The 20632-nt window shown below is 65.9% G+C and carries 22 protein-coding genes; 11 read left to right on the top strand and 11 right to left on the bottom strand.

Annotated features, from left to right (window positions below; genetic code table 11):
- Positions 1–21 precede the first annotated feature (21 nt).
- Positions 22–426 carry a CopD family protein gene (locus tag ACOGXA_RS08645; RefSeq protein ID WP_419926856.1) on the bottom strand — a complete coding sequence of 135 codons (405 nt, stop codon included), beginning with the start codon at positions 424–426 and terminating at the stop codon, positions 22–24.
- A gap of 47 nt (positions 427–473) precedes the next feature.
- Here ACOGXA_RS08645 and ACOGXA_RS08640 point away from each other — a divergent pair, with 47 nt between their 5' ends.
- The 6 genes from ACOGXA_RS08640 to ACOGXA_RS08615 all read left to right on the top strand — a co-directional run bounded on the left by ACOGXA_RS08640 (position 474) and on the right by ACOGXA_RS08615 (position 7620).
- Complete coding sequence (locus ACOGXA_RS08640) at positions 474–1211, top strand: maleylpyruvate isomerase family mycothiol-dependent enzyme (RefSeq protein ID WP_419926855.1); 738 nt, start codon at positions 474–476, stop codon at positions 1209–1211.
- A 33-nt stretch (positions 1212–1244) separates the two neighbouring features.
- A complete protein-coding gene (locus ACOGXA_RS08635) occupies positions 1245–1928 on the top strand; it encodes a hypothetical protein (protein WP_419926854.1) in 684 nt (227 codons plus the stop codon).
- A gap of 188 nt (positions 1929–2116) precedes the next feature.
- On the top strand, positions 2117–3025 hold the full coding sequence (locus ACOGXA_RS08630; protein ID WP_419926853.1) for an NYN domain-containing protein: 909 nt from the start codon (positions 2117–2119) through the stop codon (positions 3023–3025).
- 10 nt (positions 3026–3035) lie between these two features.
- Entirely contained in the window at positions 3036–3938 is a 903-nt protein-coding gene (locus ACOGXA_RS08625) for a cyclase family protein (protein WP_419926852.1), read from the top strand.
- Between the two features lie 33 nt (positions 3939–3971).
- Positions 3972–6395 carry a CaiB/BaiF CoA transferase family protein gene (locus ACOGXA_RS08620; protein WP_419926851.1) on the top strand — a complete coding sequence of 808 codons (2424 nt, stop codon included), beginning with the start codon at positions 3972–3974 and terminating at the stop codon, positions 6393–6395.
- A gap of 52 nt (positions 6396–6447) precedes the next feature.
- The gene (locus ACOGXA_RS08615) at positions 6448–7620 is read left to right on the top strand and encodes an acyl-CoA dehydrogenase family protein (protein ID WP_419926850.1); all 1173 of its coding nucleotides are present in this window, start codon (positions 6448–6450) and stop codon (positions 7618–7620) included.
- 15 nt (positions 7621–7635) lie between these two features.
- On the opposite strand, the gene ACOGXA_RS08610 is transcribed toward ACOGXA_RS08615, so the two are convergent.
- The gene (locus ACOGXA_RS08610; protein WP_419926849.1) at positions 7636–8442 is read right to left on the bottom strand and encodes an SDR family NAD(P)-dependent oxidoreductase; all 807 of its coding nucleotides are present in this window, start codon (positions 8440–8442) and stop codon (positions 7636–7638) included.
- 85 nt (positions 8443–8527) lie between these two features.
- On the opposite strand from ACOGXA_RS08610, the gene ACOGXA_RS08605 reads away from it, so the two are divergent.
- The 3 genes from ACOGXA_RS08605 to ACOGXA_RS08595 are packed head-to-tail and all read left to right on the top strand — an operon-like array spanning position 8528 to position 11229.
- On the top strand, positions 8528–9370 hold the full coding sequence (locus ACOGXA_RS08605) for an SDR family oxidoreductase (protein WP_419926848.1): 843 nt from the start codon (positions 8528–8530) through the stop codon (positions 9368–9370).
- 43 nt (positions 9371–9413) lie between these two features.
- Positions 9414–10265 (top strand): TIGR03619 family F420-dependent LLM class oxidoreductase, encoded by an 852-nt coding sequence (locus ACOGXA_RS08600; RefSeq protein ID WP_419926847.1) that lies wholly within the window; start codon positions 9414–9416, stop codon positions 10263–10265.
- Positions 10266–10269: 4 nt separating this feature from the next.
- On the top strand, positions 10270–11229 hold the full coding sequence (locus ACOGXA_RS08595) for an LLM class flavin-dependent oxidoreductase (RefSeq protein ID WP_419926846.1): 960 nt from the start codon (positions 10270–10272) through the stop codon (positions 11227–11229).
- A gap of 29 nt (positions 11230–11258) precedes the next feature.
- Here ACOGXA_RS08595 and ACOGXA_RS08590 read toward each other — a convergent pair whose 3' ends face one another.
- The 4 genes from ACOGXA_RS08590 to ACOGXA_RS08575 form a co-directional block, all read right to left on the bottom strand.
- Positions 11259–11909: an RDD family protein gene (locus ACOGXA_RS08590; RefSeq protein ID WP_419926845.1), complete on the bottom strand. Its 651-nt coding sequence runs from the start codon at positions 11907–11909 to the stop codon at positions 11259–11261.
- Between the two features lie 70 nt (positions 11910–11979).
- Positions 11980–13158, bottom strand: coding sequence for an RDD family protein (locus tag ACOGXA_RS08585; protein ID WP_419926844.1), 1179 nt, complete (start codon positions 13156–13158; stop codon positions 11980–11982).
- Between the two features lie 272 nt (positions 13159–13430).
- Positions 13431–13706, bottom strand: coding sequence for a DUF2510 domain-containing protein (locus ACOGXA_RS08580; RefSeq protein ID WP_419926843.1), 276 nt, complete (start codon positions 13704–13706; stop codon positions 13431–13433).
- A gap of 12 nt (positions 13707–13718) precedes the next feature.
- Positions 13719–14252 (bottom strand): RDD family protein, encoded by a 534-nt coding sequence (locus tag ACOGXA_RS08575; protein ID WP_419926842.1) that lies wholly within the window; start codon positions 14250–14252, stop codon positions 13719–13721.
- A gap of 66 nt (positions 14253–14318) precedes the next feature.
- Here ACOGXA_RS08575 and ACOGXA_RS08570 point away from each other — a divergent pair, with 66 nt between their 5' ends.
- Positions 14319–15224, top strand: a complete 906-nt coding sequence (locus tag ACOGXA_RS08570; protein WP_419926841.1) for an alpha/beta fold hydrolase — start codon at positions 14319–14321, stop codon at positions 15222–15224.
- Between the two features lie 24 nt (positions 15225–15248).
- On the opposite strand, the gene ACOGXA_RS08565 is transcribed toward ACOGXA_RS08570, so the two are convergent.
- Genes ACOGXA_RS08565 through cofC form a run of 5 tightly spaced genes read right to left on the bottom strand, consistent with a single transcriptional unit; the run spans position 15249 to position 19398 of the window.
- Positions 15249–15956, bottom strand: coding sequence for an RDD family protein (locus ACOGXA_RS08565; protein WP_419926840.1), 708 nt, complete (start codon positions 15954–15956; stop codon positions 15249–15251).
- Positions 15957–15985: 29 nt separating this feature from the next.
- A complete protein-coding gene (locus tag ACOGXA_RS08560) occupies positions 15986–17032 on the bottom strand; it encodes an IS630 family transposase (RefSeq protein ID WP_419926839.1) in 1047 nt (348 codons plus the stop codon).
- Between the two features lie 47 nt (positions 17033–17079).
- A complete protein-coding gene (locus ACOGXA_RS08555) occupies positions 17080–18051 on the bottom strand; it encodes an NAD-dependent epimerase/dehydratase family protein (RefSeq protein WP_419926838.1) in 972 nt (323 codons plus the stop codon).
- 35 nt (positions 18052–18086) lie between these two features.
- Positions 18087–18815, bottom strand: a complete 729-nt coding sequence (locus ACOGXA_RS08550; RefSeq protein WP_419926837.1) for a PIG-L deacetylase family protein — start codon at positions 18813–18815, stop codon at positions 18087–18089.
- 4 nt (positions 18816–18819) lie between these two features.
- Positions 18820–19398, bottom strand: a complete 579-nt coding sequence (gene cofC / locus ACOGXA_RS08545) for a 2-phospho-L-lactate guanylyltransferase (protein WP_419926836.1) — start codon at positions 19396–19398, stop codon at positions 18820–18822.
- A gap of 101 nt (positions 19399–19499) precedes the next feature.
- Here cofC and ACOGXA_RS08540 point away from each other — a divergent pair, with 101 nt between their 5' ends.
- A complete protein-coding gene (locus ACOGXA_RS08540; RefSeq protein WP_419926835.1) occupies positions 19500–20597 on the top strand; it encodes an NAD(P)H-dependent glycerol-3-phosphate dehydrogenase in 1098 nt (365 codons plus the stop codon).
- Positions 20598–20632: the final 35 nt, after the last annotated feature.

Genomic DNA, 20632 nt, shown 5'->3' with positions numbered 1-20632 from the left:
GTGGGTGAGGGCGTCGGGGCTCTAGAGGGCCACGCCCACCAGCACGGCGCCGATCGAGGCCAGGCCCGACAGCGAGCCCATCATGGCGATGCGGCGGCGGTCGGTGGCCTTGGTGTGCAGCCATGCGGCTACACCGGTGGCCACCACCAGCACCAGCTTTATGGTGAGGGTGATGTGATAGCTGTTGGCGGCGTCTTCGAAGTCCACCTCGAGCAGGTTCCACAGGCCCGACAGCACGGCCAAGGCGAAGAACGGCCACGCCACCCGGGCGAACTGCTGAGCCGCCGCCTGGGTGGCCTCGGGGCCGATCCGCCTGAGTGCGGGCACCAGGGCAGCCACCACCACCTGGCCTCCCACCCACACCGCCGCGCCCAGGATATGGAGAAACACCCGGAGGGTGTCCACGTCCCAATTGGCTTCGATCATGGCCTCAATCTAGTGGTCTATATGGCCGGTGTTGGTACCGTCGTGCCATGAGCATCGACCGAGCCGTCTACACGCAAGCCCTCAAGGCCGACGGCGAGGCCATCGCCGAAGCCGGGAGGCGAGACATCAATGCTGCGGTGCCGTCGTGTCCCGATTGGACAATGCACAAGCTGTTGGCCCACGTCGGCCGGGTGTACTGGTCGGTGGGGCGGCATGTGGCCGAGCGGGCCACCGAGATGATTCCCGCCGACGAGATCCCCTGTCCCCCCGAGGGCGCCGCCATCGTGGGGTGGTTCGAGGAAGCGCACCGCTTCGTGCAGGAAGCGCTTGACGGCGCCGATCCCGACGAGGCGGTGTGGAGCTGGGCCGGCCAGAACACCATGGCCTTCTACTTCCGGCGCATGGCCCATGAGACCGCAGTACACCGCTGGGATGCGCAGGCCGCCTTCGGGGAGCCCGGCCCGATCGACTCCGACTTGGCGGCCGACGGGGTTAGCGAGCTTTTCGAGGTGGTGCTGCCGTTCGCGGTCGCCAACTGGAACATGGCCCTGCCCGACGCCAGCTTGCATCTGCACCGCACCGACGGCGAAGGGGAGTGGCTGCTGGTCAACGACGGAGGCAGCATCAAGATGAGCCGCGAGCACGCCAAGGGCGATGCCGCGGTGCGGGCCGGCGGCACCGATCTGCTGCTGCTGTCGTGGGAGCGCATCGGGTTGGATGGCCCCGGCGTGGAGACTTTCGGCAACGCCGACGCCGCCCGAGCCTGGTTCGCGCTGTCCCGGTAGGGCCGTCCAGCCACCTAGTAAGCCGACCTGCCCATGACCGACGACACACCCTGCCCACCGCCTACCCCCTCGGCCCCCACCCGGGCCGACGTGTTCGACCAGTACATGCCCATCGTGCTGTTCTTGGTGCTCAACAGCGTGGGAGGGCTGGTCTGGGCCATCGGGGCCATGACGCTGTGGGCTGTCAAAGCCCAGATCAGCCGGTACCGCCGGGGTCTGCCGCTCGGCCGGGTGATGCCCGTCGTCGTGGTGTACCTGCTGATCCGGGGCACGCTGGGCATCATCTACGACAGCGAGGAGGTGTACTTCGGCATCGGCATCTCTGCCAAGGGTCTGGCTGCGCTGGCCCTGCTGGCATCGGCGGCCATGAGGCGCAACGGCGTCGGCTACGCCCTGCCCTTCCTGGTGCCGATAGACCGCGCCACCAAGTCCCACCCCGTCTATCGGTCGGCAACCCGCCGCATCTCCGTCGCGGTGTCCTTGATTGTGTTGGCCAGCGTCGGATTCGACACCTGGCTGCTCGGGCACGCCTCGATCAACGAGTTCGTGCTCATCCGCTTGGGGGTGAACTGGGGGCTGTCGATACTCACGCTGTTGATGATCGGCCTGTACCTCGACCGCCGCCTCCGCCCCATACCCGGCTTCGGCGGCCTGATGCCCCTGCTGGAGAGGCGCATGACAGACATGGGCATGAGGCCACCCGACAAATCAGCCTGATAGCAGGTTTCGGCGTTGCAAGAATGTGATGGGGGGCTATGCTTTGTGCATCCCGATGGCTCCCCCTGTTCTATGGGTTGAGGCATCAGGTGTCTCCTCCTGAGGGGAGATTCATGCATGGCTCCTAATTGAGGAGTCGAAGGGGGACCCGAAAGGGTCCCCTATTTTTGTCTCATGGTCGAGGGTAAATGGACCGATTTGCGGTTTTCGTAGACGCAGGCCATCTCTACGCAGAAGGAGGGAAGCTCTGCTGCGGTAGCTGGGTCCGAAAGGACTTTCAGTTCAACACCGAGGAGTTCAGCAAATGGCTATGCGAACATGCGAAGCGGGCCTGTGGTCTGGCACTGCTTCGAACCTACTGGTATGACGGGGCTCGAGACGCTTTCCCAACGCCCGAGCATCAGCGGATGGCGGCGCTGTCCAACGTGAAGCTCCGGCTGGGTCGCCTCAACACCCGAAACCAGCAGAAGGGAGTGGACTCGCTCATCTATCGCGATCTCACCACATTGGCACGCGAGCGGGCTATCAGCGATGCCTATCTGCTGTCAGGAGACGAGGATTTGAGGGAAGGCGTGAAAGCTGCTCAAGACATGGGCGTGCGGGTGACCCTCGTCGGAGTGTCCACAGTGGGCGATGGGTGGAACCAGTCAAGGGAACTTGTCGATGAAGCTGATGAGGCGATGACGCTCTCCAAGCAAGACTTGGCACTCTTTATCAAGTGCTCGCCGACAGTAGACAAACCCACTGAATCCAGCAGCGACTCTGCTATTGGCAGCCGCCCCGGAGTCGAGATGAACGTGCGGCGGAACAAGTCGCCCGGCAGTGGCGGTGATCCTATGCCGACAGTGCAAACGGCAGCAGCAAGGTTTGCCGGGGAATGGCTTGACGGAGCGACTCCCGATGACGTGGCTTCGGTCTTGCAAGGAAAGCCTCTGCTTCCTGCTGACCTGGATTCCGCCTTGTTGCGCTCGTTGGAACAAGGCGCGGGTGGAATCCTCTATGAGCAGCAATACGAGTACCTGAGACGAGCGGCTCGCGGCGCGTTCTTGCTACGGGTAAAGCAGTGGGCTTCGTCAAGGTCCGACGCCGAAAACTAGAGTTTCCGCCATGGCAGAGAACAACTGGGGAAGATGGGGCGACGAGGATGAGCGGGGGGCGTTGAATTTGCTGACCCCCGAGGTGGTTAGAGATGCCAGTGCGTCGATCACCACCGGCAAGGTGTATCCGCTGGGCATCCCCATCGCGTCGCAGGGCGTGCCCATCATGGACTACCGGGGCACCCCGATGCGGCTCACCCTCCAAAATGCCTCTGATGAGGGCATCTACGAGGCTTACGGCTGCCACGCCGGCACCGGGGCCCACGAGGACGTTCTGGTGTTCGCCTCCCACACCACCAGCCACATGGACGCCCTATGCCATGTGTACGGCCAAGACCAGCACTACAACGGCTTCTCCAAGGAGGCCATGAAAACCCACACCGGGGCCTCCCGGCTGGGCATCGAGAAGGTGGGCGCCATCGCCGGACGGGCTGTGCTGCTCGACATGGTGGCCCACACCGGGGCCGACGGCTGGCTGGAGGCCGGCACCCCGATCAGCGGTGCCGACATGGCCGCCTGCGCCGACGCCCAGGGCACCCCGGTGCGGGCGGGAGACATCGTGCTGATCCGCACCGGCTACCTCGACATGTGGTGGTCGATCAACGCCGACCCTGGTGCCGAGCAGCCCTTCGCCCAGCCCGGCATCAACAACGACGGGGCCGAATGGCTGATGGCCAACGACGTGGTGGCCGTGGGGTCCGACAACGCGGCCATCGAGGTCATCCCGTTCGACGAGAACGACTTCCTCACCGTCCACAAGATCCTGCTGGTGGGCGCGGGCATCTACATGCTGGAGTTCTTGAACTTCTCTGAGATGGCCGCCGACGGATGCCACGCGGGATTCATGACCGTGTCACCGCTGAACGTGACCGGGGCCACCGGCAGCCCCATCAACCCGGTCGTCATCGGCTAGCTGCCGGTCGGACCCTGAGGCCCCGGCGCAGAGATGAGCGGCAAGCTGCTGGGCACCCCTGACGGGGCGGTGCTCGACCAGGTGCGGGTGCTGGAGGTCACCCGTACTATCGGTGGGGCCTACACCGGGAAATTGTTTGCCGACGCCGGCGCCGAGGTGGTCAAAGTTGAGCCTCCCGGCGGCGACCCTCTGCGGTTGTGGTCGGCATCGGGATCGCCGGCCGGAGGCGATGCCGGCGACGGTGCCTTCTTCCAGTTCCTCAACGCCGGCAAGCGCAGCGCGGTTATCGACTTGGACGACCCGCAGGGCCGAAGCCGCTTTCTGGAGTTGGCCGCCACCGCCGATCTGGTGGTGGAGGACTTGGGCGCCGGAGTTGTGGAATCGATGGGCCTGGGCCACGCCGAGCTGGCCGAGCAGAACCCCGCGTTGGTGCTGCTGTCTATTTCTCCGTGGGGCCGGGGCGGGCCCTGGGACCGCCGTCCGGCCAACGAGTTCACCCTCCAGGCCTGGGTGGGCTCCACCCACAGCCGGGGCATTCCCGGCGAGAAGCCCATTGGCGTGGGGGGCAAGCTGGGAGAGTTCTTGGTGGCCGCCAACGCCGGCGCCCTGGGTCTGGCTGCGGTGATGGCCGCTCGGCGGGAGAAAACTCCCGGCGAGCACGTGGACGTGTCGGCCTATGAGGCCATGACCACCAGCTTCGTGGTGTACGCCCATCTCTACGCGGCCTACGCCTCCGATGCCCGCACCGGGGCCACCCGCTCCATCGAGATTCCCTCGGTGGAGCCGGCCAAAGACGGCTGGGTGGGCTTTTGCACCATCACCGGCCAGCAGTTCAAAGACTTCTGTGTGGTTATCGACGACCCCGACATGGCCGAAGATCCCGCTTTGGCCAGCGGTGACGGGCGAATGGACCACCGAGACGAGGTGTGGGCCCGCATCGCCGCCTATACCCAGGCCCACACCGTGGATGAGATCGTGGACAAGGCCACCCTGATGCGGGTGCCGGTGGCCCCCATCGGCGACGGCAGCCGGGTGGCCCAGATCGATCATTTCGCCGAGCGAGGGGTGTATGTTCAGAACCCCGGCGGGTTCACCCAGCCCCGGGTGCCCTACTCGCTGAGCCGCCGACCTCCCCGCCCAGTGCAGCCCGCTCCCGCATTGGGCGAGGCCGACGAGGAGCTCTTGGTCGCAGGGGCCGGTTCGGCACCGGCGCAAAGCCGAGGCTCGCCCCGAACGGAACCCTCGCTGCCGCTGGCGGGGCTCAGGGTGTGCGACCTGGCCACGTTCTGGGCCGGTCCGGTGGCCTCGTGTCTGTTCTCGGCACTGGGGGCCGACGTCGTCAAGGTGGAGTCCATCCAGCGGCCCGACGGGATGCGCTTTGCCAGCGGACTCCAGCGCGACGACCTCTGGGAGTGGAGCCCGGTAACCCACGGGGCCAACACCGGCAAGCGCTCGGTGACGCTCGATCTGTCGAGCGACAACGGACTGGCCCAGGTGAAGCGGCTGGTGGAGATGTCCGACATCGTGATCGAGAACTATTCCCCCCGGGTAGTGGAGAACTTCGGTTTGGACTGGCAGGAGGTCCACCGGCTCAACCCCGCCGCCATCATGGTGCGGATGCCGGCCTTCGGCCTGACCGGGCCGTGGCGCGACCGCACCGGCTTCGCCATGACCATCGAGCAGGCCAGCGGCCTTGCCTTCCTCACCGGCGATCCCGACGGCCGCCCGCTGGTGCCCCGGGGGATGTGCGACCAGCTCGGGGGGATGCACGCGGTGTTCGCCGCTCTGCTGGCCCTGGAGCACCGGGCCCAGACCGGCGAGGGCCTGCTGGTGGAGGTGCCGCTCATCGAGGCCGGGCTGAACGCGGCGGCCGAGCAGGTGATCGAGTGGACCGCCTACGGCCACCTCCTCCAGCGCCAGGGCAACCGCTCGCCCTACGCCGCCCCCCAGGGCATCTACGCTGCGACCGGTGAAGATCGCTGGGTGGTGATCTCGGTGGACGACGACGCCCAGTGGCCCGCACTGGCGGCTCTGATCGGGCGCCAAGACTGGGCGGGGTGGGCCAGCCGGGACGAGCGCCATGCCCATCACGATGAGATCGACGCTGCCATCGGCGGTTGGGCGGCCGATAGGGAGCGCGACGACGCGGTAGATGAGCTCTTGGCCGCCGGTGTGCCCGCCGCTCCGGTGATCACCGGCCGAGAGTCGATCGAAAACCCCCAACTCGCGGCCCGGGGCCACCAGCAGTGGATGGACCACGTAGTGGTCGGCCCAGTGCCGTACCCCAGCTTCCCCGGCCGGTTCAACGGCCAATACCACCGCTTGGGCCGCCCCGCCCCCACTCTGGGAGAGCACAACGAGGAAATCCTGCGCGACGTGCTCGGCCTCGACGACGCCGAGATCGCCCGCCTAGCCGAAGCCCAGGTGATCGGCACCCGCCCCGCCCTCTGGGGCTGACCGACCCACCCGGCTGAGGCTCGGAGATTCGACAGTAATAGGGTTGCCGTCGATGCTCCTTGCCCTCACCGACAGCCAGCTAGAGCTGCAAGCCACCCTGCGCAATTACTTCGAGAACCTGATGACGCCCGAGCGGCGCGACGCCCTGGGCGGCGAGCACGGGGGGCCGGTGTACAAGGAGACCGTCCGCCAGATGGGCAAGGACGGCTGGCTGGGGGTGGGGTGGCCCACCGAGTGGGGCGGGCAGGGCTACACCCCGCTGGAGCAGCTCATCTTCTTCGAGGAGTCCAACCGGGCCGGCGCGCCCCTGCCGTTCGTGACCCTCAACACCGTGGGGCCTGCCCTCAACGTGTACGGCACCGATGAGCAGAAGGCGTTCTTCCTGCCCAAGATCCTGGCCGGGGAGCTGCACTTCGCCATCGGCTACTCCGAGCCCACTGCGGGTACCGACCTGGCCTCGCTCAAGACCAGGGCGGTGCGCGACGGCGACGAGTGGATCATCAACGGCCAGAAGATCTGGACCACCGGGGGCCACGAGGCCGACTGGGTGTGGCTGGCCACCCGCACCGACCCCGATGTACCCAAGCACAAGGGCATCACCATCTTCGCGGTGGACACCACCCTGGACGGTTTCAGCCACACCCCCATATGGCTGTTGGGCGGGGGCCACACCAACGCCACCTACTACAACGACATGCAAGTGCCCGACTGGGCCCGCATCGGCGAGGTGAACGGGGGCTGGAAGCTCATCACCGCCCAGCTAAACCACGAGCGGGTGGGCCTGGCCCCGGCGGGCAACATCGACGGCCCGCTGCGCCGGGTGGTCGACTGGGCCCGCCACACCACCCTGGACGACGGGCGACGGGTGATCGACCAGGAGTGGGTGCGCCTGGCCCTGGCCGAGGTGTACGCCCGCAACGAGGCGCTGAAGATGTACAACTGGAAGGTGGCCGCCGCCCTGGAGGACACCGAGCTGAAACCGGCCGACGCCTCGGCCATGAAGGTGTTCGGAACGGAGCTGAAGGTGAGGTCGTTCCAGTCCCTCATGGAGGTGTTGGGCCAGCGGTCATACCTGGTGAAGGGAGCGCCGGAAGCGGTGCTCGCGGGGGAACTGGAGCGCGCCTATCGGGGTGCGCCAGTGGGAACCTTCGGCGGTGGCGTGAACGAGGTCCAGCGGGACATCATCGCCACTGCCGGGATGGGATTGCCGAGATCGCCGCGTTAGCGCTCTAGAACCGCTCTAGAAAGTTGTTGTTTGGCCGCCGTTGGAGCGGAAGATGTTTCCGGTAGTGAATTTTCCGGCGTCGGAGGCGAGGTAGAGCATCAGGTAGGCCTGGTCTAGGGCTTCGCCGAGGGCGCCGATGGGGGAGAGGTCTCGGGCGTAGTCCAAGAACTCGTCGTAGGCCTCTTGGTTCAAAGTGCCGTCCTCGTTGTGCAGGCGCCAGGTGGTGAAGTTGGTGAGCGTGCTGCCGGGGGCCAGGGTGCATACCCGGATCCCGTAGCGGCCCACCTCCAGCGCCAGAGTGCGGCCCAGCATGGCCACCGCCGCTTTGGTGAAGGCGTACACGCCGATGCCCTCGTAGGCTAGGTCGATGGCGCCCGACGACACGTTGAGGATCACCCCGCCGCCGTCGTCTTTCATGGCCCTGATGGCGGCCTGGCAGCCGTAGAGCACGCCTTTGAGGTTGAGGTCGATGCCCCGGTCGATGTCCTGGTCGGACAGGTCCTCGATGAGGCCGGGGAACATGGCGCCGGCGATATTGGCGATGATATCCAATCCGCCGTAAGCCGAAACCGCCCGTTCCACCAGGGCGTCCACCTCTGAACGGGAGGTCACGTTGCAGGCCTGGGCGGTGGCCTCGCCCCCGTCCTCGCGGATGGCCTTGGCGGTGGACTCGGCCCCCTCGCCGTCCAAATCGCCGCACACCACCTTGGCCCCGGCGGCGGCGAACAGCTCCGCAGTGGCCTCGCCGATGCCCGAGGCCGCTCCGGTGACAACCGCGACCTTGCCGTCCAGCCGGAATGCGTCCAGCGCGTCTGCCTTCATCAGATCCTCCTGTTACCTTTGCGGCTGCTGAGATCAATCAACCGCACAAGACAAACAGCCTTGTGCGATTCATCAGGGAGCAATCATGGCAGATGGCGTGATGGGATACGGAGTGCTGGTGACCGGTGGCGGAACCGGCATCGGCCATGCCTGCGCGGCGGCGCTGGCCGCCGACGGCGCCGCGGTGACCATTTGCGGGCGTACCGAAGCGAAGTTGGCCGATTCGGCCGAGCGCTTGGAGAAGGCAGCCGCCAACGGAGGCAGCGTGGCCTATGTGGTGGCCGACGTGACCGACGAGGCCTCGGTGGCCGCCGCTGTCGCCGCCGCAGCCGAGCCCACCGGGACGCTGAACGGTGTGGTGGCCAACGCCGGCGGGGGCGGGGGCATGGGCCCCTACCACGTGCAGGACACCGACGAGTTCCTCCGGGTGCTGCATCTAAACGTGTTGGGCACCATGCTCTCCATCAAGCACTCGGTGCCATTGATGCGGGCCGCCGGGGGCGGTTCGTTCGTGGGGATGTCATCCATCGCCGGTCAGATCACCCACCCGTACTTCGGGGCCTACACCCCTGGCAAGGCGGGCATCGAGGCCATGATGCGCAACGCGGCCGATGAGTACGGTGCGGCCAACATCCGGTTCAACGCCATCCGCCCCGGGTTCATCGCCACCGAGATCATGGAGGGCATCCCCCGAGATGGCGACGTGTACGAGAGCTACATCGTCAACACCCCCATGGCCGACGTGGGCCTGCCCGAGGATGTGGGACATCTGGCCCGCTTCCTGATCGGCCCCGAGTCGCGGTGGATCACCGGGCAGTGCATCAATGTCGACGGCGGACACAGTCTGCGGCGGGGGCCGGACTTCTCGCCGTTCATCGCTCCAGCGCTGGGCCCCGACGTGATGCTGGGCGCCCTGCCGGAATCCTGATCGGCCAAGGCATGACCGATTGCACGACAAGAGGACAGGACCTGTGAAGTACTACGCCGCGGTGATGTTCGAGGAAACCGACCAACTGGTGGACATCGCCCGGGCCGCCGAGGCCGAAGGATTCACCGGGGTGGCCCTAGCCGACCATGTGGCAGTGCCCGAAGGGTTCGCCTCGGTCCACCCGTCGGGGGAGAACCCCTTCAGCCACACCTCGCCGTTCCCCGACCCGCTAATCACCGCGTCGGCCATGCTGAGCGCCACCACAGCGCTGGAGGTACTCACCTATGTGTACATCCTGCCCATGCGCGACCCGTTCTCGGTGGCCAGCCAGGTGGCCACTTTGTCGTTGCTTTCCAACGACCGGTTCCGCCTCGGCGTGGGTGTGGGCTGGCTGCGGGAGGAGATCGAGCTGATGGGCGCCGACCCCCGCACCAGGGGGCGGCGCACTGACGAGATGATCGAGATCTGCCGCCGCTTCTGGCGAGACGGCACCGCCGAGTTCCACGGCGAGTTCTTCGACTTCGGCTCCACCGGGGTGTATCCCCAGCCCGAGGCGCCGGTCTCGATCTGGGTGGGGGGCAAGTCGGAGGCCGCATTGGCCCGGGCGGTCCGCAACGACGGCTGGCTGGGCATGAACTATGACCTGTCCGAGATCCACCAACTGCTCGACCGCCTCGGTGAGCTGCGTAATGAGGCCGACAAAGAAGACGGCCCGTTCGAGACCATGGTGATCCCCAACGCCGAGCCCTCCCCCCGTTTGCACGACAAGATGAACGAGCACGGGGTCACCTCCACCATCGCCATGCCCTGGTACCCCGGTGACCCTTCTCACGCCTCCATCGAGGCCAAACGCGACGCCCTAGGCCGCTTCGCCGACGCATTCATCCGGCGCTAGACCTGTGGCCGAGAGCTCCGCACCGCCGCTGGCCAACGGCTCGGTATCGCTGCGGCTGTACCCCCACGACGGCCCGGCCGCCGAGCAGCTCGACGAGCTGCGCAAGCTGGCCATACTGGCAGTAGGGGTGGGCTATGACGGGGTCATGGTGTCGGAGCACCACGCCGGCTTTCCAGGGTATTTCCCCAACCCCCAGCAGATGGCCGGATATCTGCTGGCTGCCATGCCATCGGGGTGGGCCGCGCCCTGCCCGCTGCTTTTGCCGATGAAGCCCTATGCCCTGGTCGCAGAAGAGGTGGCCTGGCTGGCCGCCGCCTTTCCCGACCGGGTGGGAGCAGGGTTCGCGTCGGGGGCTCTGCCGGTGGACTTCGAACTGGCCGAGGTCCCGTTCGACGAGATCGGCCCCCGGTTCAAGGAGGCTCTCCCCAGGGTGGTGGCCGCGCTGCGGGGCGAGGCCGACGGCTCGCTGGCCGACGACCGGGCCATCGCGGCGTGCGCCGACCACCCGGTGCCGATGGTGGCCGCCGCCCAGTCGTTGGCCGCCGTCCGTCGAGCGGCCGGTTTGGGGCTGGGCATCCTCTACGACAGCCTTCAAGCCGTCGACCACGTACGGCGGCTGTCAGACGCCTTCGACGAGGCTGGCGGCACGGGACCCAAAATCCTGATCCGCCGAGTCTGGATCGGCGGCCCACCCGGTGAGGCTGTCGACAACCAACTCGACATCTACCGGAGCTACGCCGCCCAGGGGACGATGGCCCGCTGGGACCAAGGAGCCAACACCGTGCTGGCCGCCGACGGCGCCGAGGCCGCCGAACAACTGCATGCCGAGATGACCGCCACCGGAACCGACACCATCAATATCCGCATCCACGTGGTCGGCCTGTCTCCGACCTACATCCGCGACCAGCTCGATCTACACGGCGAGCTCGTGGAACCCCTGAAGGATGTGATCTCCAGTTCCTAGTGCTCACCCCAAGCGGCCGGCAAAAGGGACTAGCTGTCCGACGGATATGGTGGCTGGCGGATGGGCTTGAACCGATCATGTGGGTCGTGGACGACGGCGGTCTTGAGCATCTTGTCCCACACCGTCTGATTTAGATCGTTGTTCAGCAACACAATGCCATTGACGATTAACCAGATGATGCCCAAGAGGAAGATGGAGGCAAAGAAGAAGATGGCCACAGCCTTCAACACCAGGTCGCGCAAGGCCATACATCCCCAACCGGCAGCCTGATGGTCTTGAAGCCGGATCACCCTCATCTTCAGAACTTGCTTGGCTGGCGACTGGCCTCGGGAGTAGACGATCAGCGACCAGATCAGCCAGCCGATCAAAAGGGTGACGATGGCCAGCAGGAGTTCAAGGAATAGGGCCCCGACACGCCTACCCCGGGAGGCCAACATTGGCGACAGGTCAGGGTGCTCGGTGCTTGGGCCGCTATCAGAGTCTTCAGGATGCAGGCCGGGTGCCGTCGGTGGTGGGGGTGGGGGTGGGGGCGCCTCTAGGGGGAGCCCAGCTTCGGCGGTACTGACGGGGTCAACGGTCTGGATGCCGTCGTCGGCCACTTGGTCTGTCCATTGCTCGCCGTCCCACCAGCGGTATTGGTGACGGCCGGTGGGGTCGGGCTCCCAGGACGAAACTGTCATAGCGCAATCAGACTAGCGGGGGAAGGTTTGAGAGCACTCGCCAAATCCTGGGTTGGCTACCTGGGTTGCCTCACCACCACGAGAGTGTCGCCGACCATGTCGTGCCAACCCCTAGCTCTTTGCCCCAGGTGAGCGAGAGACTGCAAAACAGCGTCGCCAGCAACCCGACGAATGGGATCAGCAACAACAGTCCGGGTATGGCCCACCGCCGGATCGATCGGATAGGTCCTGGTCTGTCTCCGTTGTCTTTGCGGATGACATGGATTCCAGTGGCTATCTTCCCCAGGGTTCGACCACCAGCCGAGATCATCGTGACCTCGTAGAGCAAGCCAACAAGGAACACGGGTGCAATTAAGAGCCAATAGATTGATGTCCCAGGCCAAGATTCGCTTCCCCAGAAGTACAAGGCTTCGAAAGCGAAGGAAATGGGGACAACCAGGGTAAGGGCAATCCAGAACACCATCATGAACGACAAGTCGATGAGCCGGGCACCGAGGCGGGCACCGGGAGTGGCCAGCAGCACTGTTTGGCCAGATGTTAAGCGAGCCCATTCTGCTTTGGGAGAGGCAGCACGGTTTACCTTTACGACCATGGTGCCCGCGGCCAGGTCGTGCCATCCCCGACGATCGCGGTGCCAAGTCAATGCGAGATAGCAGAGAATGCTCAAGAGCCACCCGGCGAACGGGACGAACCCCAACAGGCTGGGGACAAACCAGCGGCGCAGCGCCATTCCGACAGTGGGGATGCTGCCGTCCTTGACGCTCACCATCTTGATCCCCGCGGCCATCTTGCCCAGGGTCTGGCCCTTCGTCGCGGTGAACGCGACTTCATACACAATGGCGATGAACAGGGTAACCCCGAAGGCGATCCACTCTTCGATGGGTGGCGGAGACACGAAGATGCCCCCGAGGTCTCGCCAACCGAAATCTTCCTCCTCGGTAAAAAACGCCGGGGCAAGAAATGGAGTGGAAACGAGAAAGGAGTCGATAATCCTGGCCCCGAGCCGGGCGCCTGGTCTGGCCAGCGTCACACTGCGGCCGTCGCCGAACTCGGCCATCCGGCCGCCGAAATGAAATTGTCCGGCTTCAGTGGTCTCTGTGTCTGAAAGGGTGGGCAGGGTGTCGAGGCCGGTGACCGGGTCGCTGGTTGCCACGCCGTCGTCGGCGACATGGTGCGTCCATCGTTCGCCGTCCCACCAGCGGTACTGATGGCGACCAGCGGGATCAGGTTGCCAGGCCGGGGTGGTCACAGCTCAGATAGGGACGGGCAATAGTCCAACTAATCGACTGTCGCAGTCTGCTACTTGCGGCGGCGCTTGTAGAGATCGTTGGGGTCGTGAACCACAACTGTATCCACCATCATGTTCCACAGGGCCTGTCTCCGACTGTTGGAAACCAAGACGATTCCGTTTATCATAATCCAAGCAAGGCTCAAGCCGGAGACGAAGAAGTCGAGAGCAAAACTAATCAGAGCGCCCAGATCACGTAGCCGATGCCCAGGGTGACGACTGTCAGCGGAAACTCAAGAAGAAAGGCGCCAAAGCGCCGCCTTCTCAATGAGAGCATCGAGAATGGGTCGGGGGCATTGATTCAGAGTCCGGCATCGATGCCCCCGGGCTGAGCCCGGAGGCGGGGGCGGCAAAGGAGGCGTGTCGCGGGGAAGGCCCGCCTCGGTGATGCTGATCGGATCAACCGACTGGACGCCGTCATCGGCCACTTGGTCGGTCCATCGCTCGCCGTCCCACCAGCGATATTGGTGGCGACCGGTTGGGTCGGGTTCCCAGGACGAAACTGCCATAGCGAACTCAGGCTAGCGGGAGCCTTGTGCCGGAGTGCTCCTAGTCGAGGTGTACGGAGGTGCAGATCCCGTCGTCAACACGTAGGTACCTGCAAACCTGTCATGCCAGCCTTGGCGATTGCGGCCCCATAGCGGGGAGAGGTAGCAGAGGAATCCTAAGAACAGGATGAGAAGGAGAAGGTAGGGAAGGGCACATCGTTTGAACGATCTTCTCCATCCCGGAAGAATGCCGTTGTCGGCTCGTAAGACGGTTATGCCCATGAGCATCTTGCCGAGGGTTTGACCCTTCACGGCAACCAACGCAACCTCGTAGATCATCCCGATTGCCAAGAGGGTAAGCGTGAACAAAACGATGTCAACGATTGGGGCGTCGGCGGCGGCGAGTGATCCCCAGTTGGAGCGCTCGATCAGGGTCACAGGGATGCCAATAATGAACCCGTCAATGACTCGAGCTGCCAAACGGTGGCTGCGACGGGCCAGCGGCAATGGTTCGCTTGCGTATCGCGCCTGGCCATCAACCGTATCGAGGGTTGAGTCGTCGGTCATTTGATCGCGATACTAGACCTTGAGGCCGATTGGCGGTCTACGGCGAATTCAAACAAAGTGATGTCGATGACGGGCTATGACGAGTTCTCCATGCTGGGCGATAACGCCGCTGAGGTGGGGCTGGACTGGATTGGGGCGCCGCCGGTGGAGCGCCGCCGAGTGGAGTTGCCCAGTGGGCTCGGGTTGAGCGCCATTGTGTGGGGAGACGATCCGGCCCGGGTGGTATTCCTCCACGGGGGAGCCCAGAACGCCCACACCTGGGACACGGTTGTGCTGGCCCTGGGGGAGCCCGCGGTATCCATAGATTTGCCTGGCCATGGGCACTCCGACTGGCGCCCCGAGCACGACTACTGGCCACCGTCTATGGCCGACGACGTGGCGGTGGCCATCCGGGAGCTGGCCCCGCAGGCCGAGTTGGTGGTGGGCATGTCGCTGGGCGGGCTGACTGCTATCTGCCTGGGGGCCCGCTACCCGGAGCTGGTGCCGTTCCTAGGGGTGGTGGACGTGACTCCTGGCACCGACCATGCCAAAGCCGAGCCCATCGTGGAGTTCATCTCCGGTCCTCAGACCTTCGAGAGTTTTGACGACATTTTGGGCCGCACCATGGAGTTCAACCCCACCCGCAGCGAGTCGTCGCTGCGGCGGGGGATCATCCACAACGCCTTCGAACAGGACGACGGAAGCTGGACCTGGCGATGGGACCCGGTGCGGGACTGGAAGCTCACCGACCCGGCCAAGCCGGGAGGTGGAAGCCCTGAGTTCTCCGATCTGTGGACCGCGGTGGACGCGCTGGTGTGCCCAGTTGCGCTGTACCGGGGTGCCGATTCAGGTGTGGTGGGCGATGAGGACGTGGAAGAACTCTTGCGCCGCCAGCCCGACGCTGAGGTGCTGGTAGTGGCCGACGCCGGCCACAGCATCCAGGGCGACCAGCCGCTAGAGCTGGCCCGCTTGCTGGCAGGCCGCTTGGGTTGAGCAGCTACAGACGGCTGACGGATCTCACGGCTTGGCCAAAACGAATGTGTTTGCCACTTTGTCGTGCCATCCCTGGCGCTCTCGGTCCCACGTCAGAGAGAGATAGCAAACCAGAGCGAGCGGCCATCCAATGAAAGGTACAAATCCCACAATGCTGGGCAGGCCCCATCGGAGAAGTGATCGTCCCCAACTGGGGGGTCGGCCTAGCTCGGCCTGAAAGAGATCGTCGGCCCGAACCACCATAATCCTGGTAGCCATTTTTCCAAGGGTCTGGCCCCTCGTCGCAGTCAGGGCGATTTCGTAGATTGCGGCTGCCGCGAAGAGGAACCAGATCACCGCGCCGAGGCTCTCGTAGTAGGCCTCATAGGCATCAAGGTCGATCGAATCCTCAATCGGGATGGGTTTGACGTCGGTAAAGTGGAGGACGCTCAGCACGCAAAACATGAATGCGAAAAGGACGACAAAGTCGATGAATCGGGCGCCGAATCGGGCGGCTCGGGACGCCAATTGCATCGGCTGGCCAAAGGCAGACATGGACTGATCGGCTGCCTCTGCGTGTTCGCGGGAAGTTGGAGCGGGTCGGTCCTTCGGGGGCCCGAGCCTTTCCGCGCCGGTCAGGGGATCGAGGGATTGGACCCCGTCGTCAGCCACGTAATCGGTCCACCTCTCGCCATCCCACCAGCGGTACTCATGGCGAGTCGTCGGGTCGGACTCCCATGCGGGGGTGCTCACTAGTGGTACCGCGCGTAAGTCATTGTGATTTACGCGGCTTGTAGTGGTCGTCCGTCGTGGGTCCATCGGAATGGGGCGGCGGTGCGGTTGTGGTTCTCGATGAAGGCGGTGACTTGGTGGGCGAGGTCGTCTACGGAGTCGAACTCGCCGTAGCGCAGCAGGCGGCGTTGCAGGATCGAGAAGAACAGCTCGATCTGGTTGAGCCACGATGCGTGGGTGGGGGTGTTGTGCAGGAACACGTGGGGGTGTTCGTCCAAGAACTCCTCGACTGCTTTGGTCGAGTGGGTGGCGAGGTTGTCGGCCACGCAGTGCAGCTCGAGGCCGGCGGGGGTGAGCTCCGCGAGGTCGGACAGGAACTCGACGAAGTTGGTCGAGCGGGTGGAGTCGGCGACCCAGCCGGCGACCTCTCCGTTGTGCACGTTCAGCCCGGCGAACAGCACCGCTGTACCGTGGCGGCGGTACTCGAACTCTTGGAGGTTGGGGGTCCCGGGGCGGGCCCGGCGGGTCGGGTTCACCCTCGATTTGGCCTGCATCCCCGACTTCTCGTCGACCGACCAGACCACCGCGTTGGCGGGCGGGTCCAGGTACAGGCCGCACACGTCGGACGCCTTCTCCCAGAACCGGGGGTCGCAGCTGGTCATCCACGACCGGGTCTGCCACGGCTTGAGGTCCAGCCCGTCGAAGATCCGCCACACCTGCGACGCCGAGACGTCCACGCCGCTTTCGGCCATGGCCCCAGCCACCGCCCCGCAGGTCCAGCGCGACGCCCCCTCGGGCGCCTCGGTGGTGACCAGGCGCACCATCTCCAAAACGTCGTCGTGGCCGTACACCGGCGGCCTCCCCGGCCGCGGCCGGTCGTCTAGGCCCGCGATCCCGCCGGCCTCGTAGCGCCGCCGCCACACCCCCACCTGGTTGTGGTGCATGCCCACCGCCCTCCCGACCGCCCGGTTCGACTCGCCGGCGGCGGCCATCAGCACCAGCCGGGCCCGCTGCCGGTCCCGGGCGTCGACCGTCCGCGACCGCACCCGAGCCTCCAACAACTCGCGGTCCCCATCACCGACAACAAGCGGAGCCAAACGCATACCCCACCATATCACATCACTGTTATTTACGCGACAGTGCACTAGTCGTTGCCGTAGGCCGCGGTGAGGCGCTCGGCCCCGCCGATGCCGGGGGCGGGCTGGCCGCCGGGGTAGCGGGTGTCGTAGACCCCGGCCAAACCGTCACGCCAGCTCACTTGGCACGGCCCGGTGAGGGTTATGCGCTTGGCCGGGTCGGCCCCGCTGCCGGGCTGTGAGCCCGGGAAGGTGTCGTAGACGACCTCAGGCATCTTGTCCGAGAGTTCGCCCAGGAGCATCACCCAGTCCTCGGCTTTGACGTGCTCGTCGCCGCCCCAGTTGACCACTGTGGCCGGCACCGACGCGGCGGCCAGAAGCGGCTCCACTTGGGCGTTCATGTCGTCTTGGTGAATGGGGGAGTAGGGCGACGGCGCCGGGGCCCGCAGCCGGATCGGCAGGTCGTTCATCAGCCAGTCCATGTGGTACACGGGCAACCCGCCGTTGGGCCCGTAGCTGGCGTTGATGCGGGCGACGGTGGTGGGCAGGTTGAGGGCGCGGGCCATGGTGCGGGCCACCGCCTCCCCGCCGATCTTCGACATCGAGTAGGTGGGGGCGTGGACCGCGTTGCAGTCGCCGAGGCGGTCGGTCTCGGTGTAGGGGTGCCATGGGTCGGGGTGGGGGTGGTACACCGAGCAGGTGGAGGCGATGAGCGCGGCCTTGGCCTTGCGGCAGTGGGCCATGAGCAGGCCGGTGCCCTCGGCATTGACCCGGATGGCCCAGTCGTAGTCCAGGCCCTGCCCCTGGAAGGCCGCCATGTGGACGAGGTAGTCGAAGTCGCCGGGCAGCATCGAGAAGTCCCCGTCGGCCACGTCCACCACCTCGGTGTGGACCCCAGACGCCTCCACCATCTCCCGGCTGCCCTCGGCGCTGAATCGGGCAATGCCCCACACCTCGTTGTTCTCGGCCAGATACGCGGCCATGGGGAAGGCGATCTGGCCGGTCATGCCGGTGATGAGGATCTTCTGGTCTTGCAGCATTAGAACTCCTTTGCCAGTCTCATCTCTAGCAGATCTCAGAGATCGTCGATCAGCTTGAACAGCTCGGCGGAGGCCAGACCGGCTTCTGCTCCCGATTCGGCCAATTTGTCGGCCACCCAGGTGTGGAGCCGGGCCAAATCAGCATCGTCGGGCTCGGGAGGCAGCGAGAGGGTGGTCTCGTACTGGCTGGTGAAAGACTCCAGAGCAGTTGCCTTGGCCGCCTCGAAACCCGCGGTGTCCTCGGCGTGGTCGGGCTCGTCGGCCTCAAACAGCAGCAGGGCATAGGGACGGTGGGGGGCCAGGCCCAGCTCAGGGAAGAAGTGGGGATCGCGGGCGGCCACGATGCCGTCGACGGTCAGCCAGCCGGCGTGGCGGTGATCGGGGTGCAGCCGCCACCGCCGCCACGGGTCGTGGCCCAGCACCATGTCGGGGCGCAGGGTCCTGATCCACGAGGCCACCTGCCGGCGGGGTTCCGGCCCCGATTCCAGCTCCCCGTCGATCCAGCCCAAGAACACCAATTCGCCGGAAGCACCCAAGCGCCGGGCCGACTCGCGTTGCTCGTCTTGGCGCACGGCTACCAGCTCGTCCAGATCGGCATCGGGATTCCAGGTTCCCTTGGAGCCGTCGGTGCACACCAGCAGGCTCACTTCGCAGCCCTGGGCGGCCCACTTGGCCAGCGTGGCCCCCGCATTCAGCTCGATGTCATCGGGGTGGGCACCGATGGCCAACGCCCGCTCGGGGACTCTTGAGTTCTTCGACTTCACGACGTCACTGCCAGATCACTGCCAGTTCGTCCAGGTCGGCGGGCAGATCGATGTCGAGCCCCAAAGCGGGGTCGCGCAGGATGCGCAGGCTGCACCTCAGGCGCTGAGCCTCGGTGAGATGGCGGTCGAACGAGCCCCGCCCGTATGAGAACCCGAACGGGCAGTCGCTGGGCAGGGCGATGACGTTGGTGCCGTCGCTGTGGCGGTCGGGCACCAGGGTGATGCCGGGCCATTCGCCCAGCGGGGCCAGCGGCCCGGCCCGCGGCAGATCGCCGTGGGCCACGATCACCCGGTCGTATCCGGCATCCCTCAGATGCTCCACGCCGCTGGCTACTGCGCCGTTCAGCCCGGTACCGGGGCGCCACACCACCTCGGCGCCGACGGAGAGCGCCCAGTCCCGCACATGTCCGTCGTCGCACACCACCGCCACCGGCAGCGGTGGGGACGACTCAACCACGTGGGTGGCCATATCGCGGGCCAGAGCGGCCCGCTCCGCGGTCCCGAGTGCGGGTGCCAGGCGGAGCTTGGCCTCGGCGAATGCCTTCACCGGGATCAACACGGCGATGGCAGGCTCTGGGCTCACCCCCGGGAGTCTACGACCATCAACGAATGCCCCCTGCTGCTGCGCTCGGTCTGCTGCTGCGTTCGGTCATTTTGCCCCCGGCCCGTCTACGCTCGATGCCTATGTCCAGCCGGGTTGCGGTCATTGGCGGGGGTTCGTGGGGCACCACGGTTGCCCATCTGGCCGCGCACAACGAGCCCACCGTGCTGTGGTGCCGCGACCCCAAGACGGTCGCGGCGGTGAACGAGCACCACGCCAACCCCCGCTATTTGGACGGATTCGAACTGCACCCCCTCCTGCGGGCCACCACCAATATGGAGCAGGCGGTGGCTGAAGCCGAAGTGGTGGTGATGGGGGTCCCGTCGTCGGCCTTCCGGGCAGTGATGGAGAAGGCGGCTCCTCATCTGCCACCGTGGGTGCCGGTGGTGAGCCTCACCAAGGGGTTGGAGATGGGCACACGGCTGCGCATGACCGAGATCATCAACCAGGTGGCCCCAGCCCATCCAGCGGGCATCTTGACCGGCCCCAACCTGGCCAAGGAGATCCTGGCCGGGCACGCAGCTACTTCGGTAATCGCCATGGCCGACGACACGGTGGCCACCGCCCTCCAGAGGGTGCTGACCACCGACCTCTTCCGGGTTTACACCAACGACGATGTGATCGGCTGCGAGCTGGGCGGCACTCTCAAGAACGTGATCGCCCTGGCATCGGGAATGGTCGACGGGCTCGGCGCTGGTGACAACACCCGAGCGGCCGTGATAACCCGCGGTCTGGCGGAGATGGGCCGGCTGGGCACCGCAATGGGCGGCCGGGCCGACACTCTTGCCGGGCTGGCCGGGATGGGCGACCTGCTGGCCACGTGCATGAGCCCCCAGAGCCGCAACCGCCATGTGGGCGAGCAGCTCGGCCGGGGCCGCAAGGCCAAAGAGGTTGTAGCCGAGATGGACCAGGTGGCCGAGGGAGTGTTCGCCTCAGGCGTGGTGGTGGAGCTGGCGGCTGAGCACGGCGTGGAGATGCCCATCAGCGCCGAGGTGCATGCGGTGGTGCGGGGCAGGCGGACTGCGGCCGAGGCATCCACGGTGCTCATGGGGCGCCAGAGCCGCCCCGAGCCGGAGGCGGCCAGGGCCTCTCGTTTTCGCCGGTTGTGGCCGGAGAAGGCGGAATCCAAGGGATCCCGGCTGCGCCGAGTTTGGCAATTCGCCAGACGCTCTCCTCGATGAGCAGAGCTTGATGATGAGCAGAACTGGTCGACGAG

Origin of the sequence: Candidatus Poriferisocius sp. (assembly GCF_965208475.1) — a bacterium.
Lineage (GTDB): Bacteria > Actinomycetota > Acidimicrobiia > Acidimicrobiales > Bin134 > Poriferisocius.
Note: the sequence above shows the minus strand (reverse complement) of the source record. Positions and strands in the feature narration are given on the sequence as shown.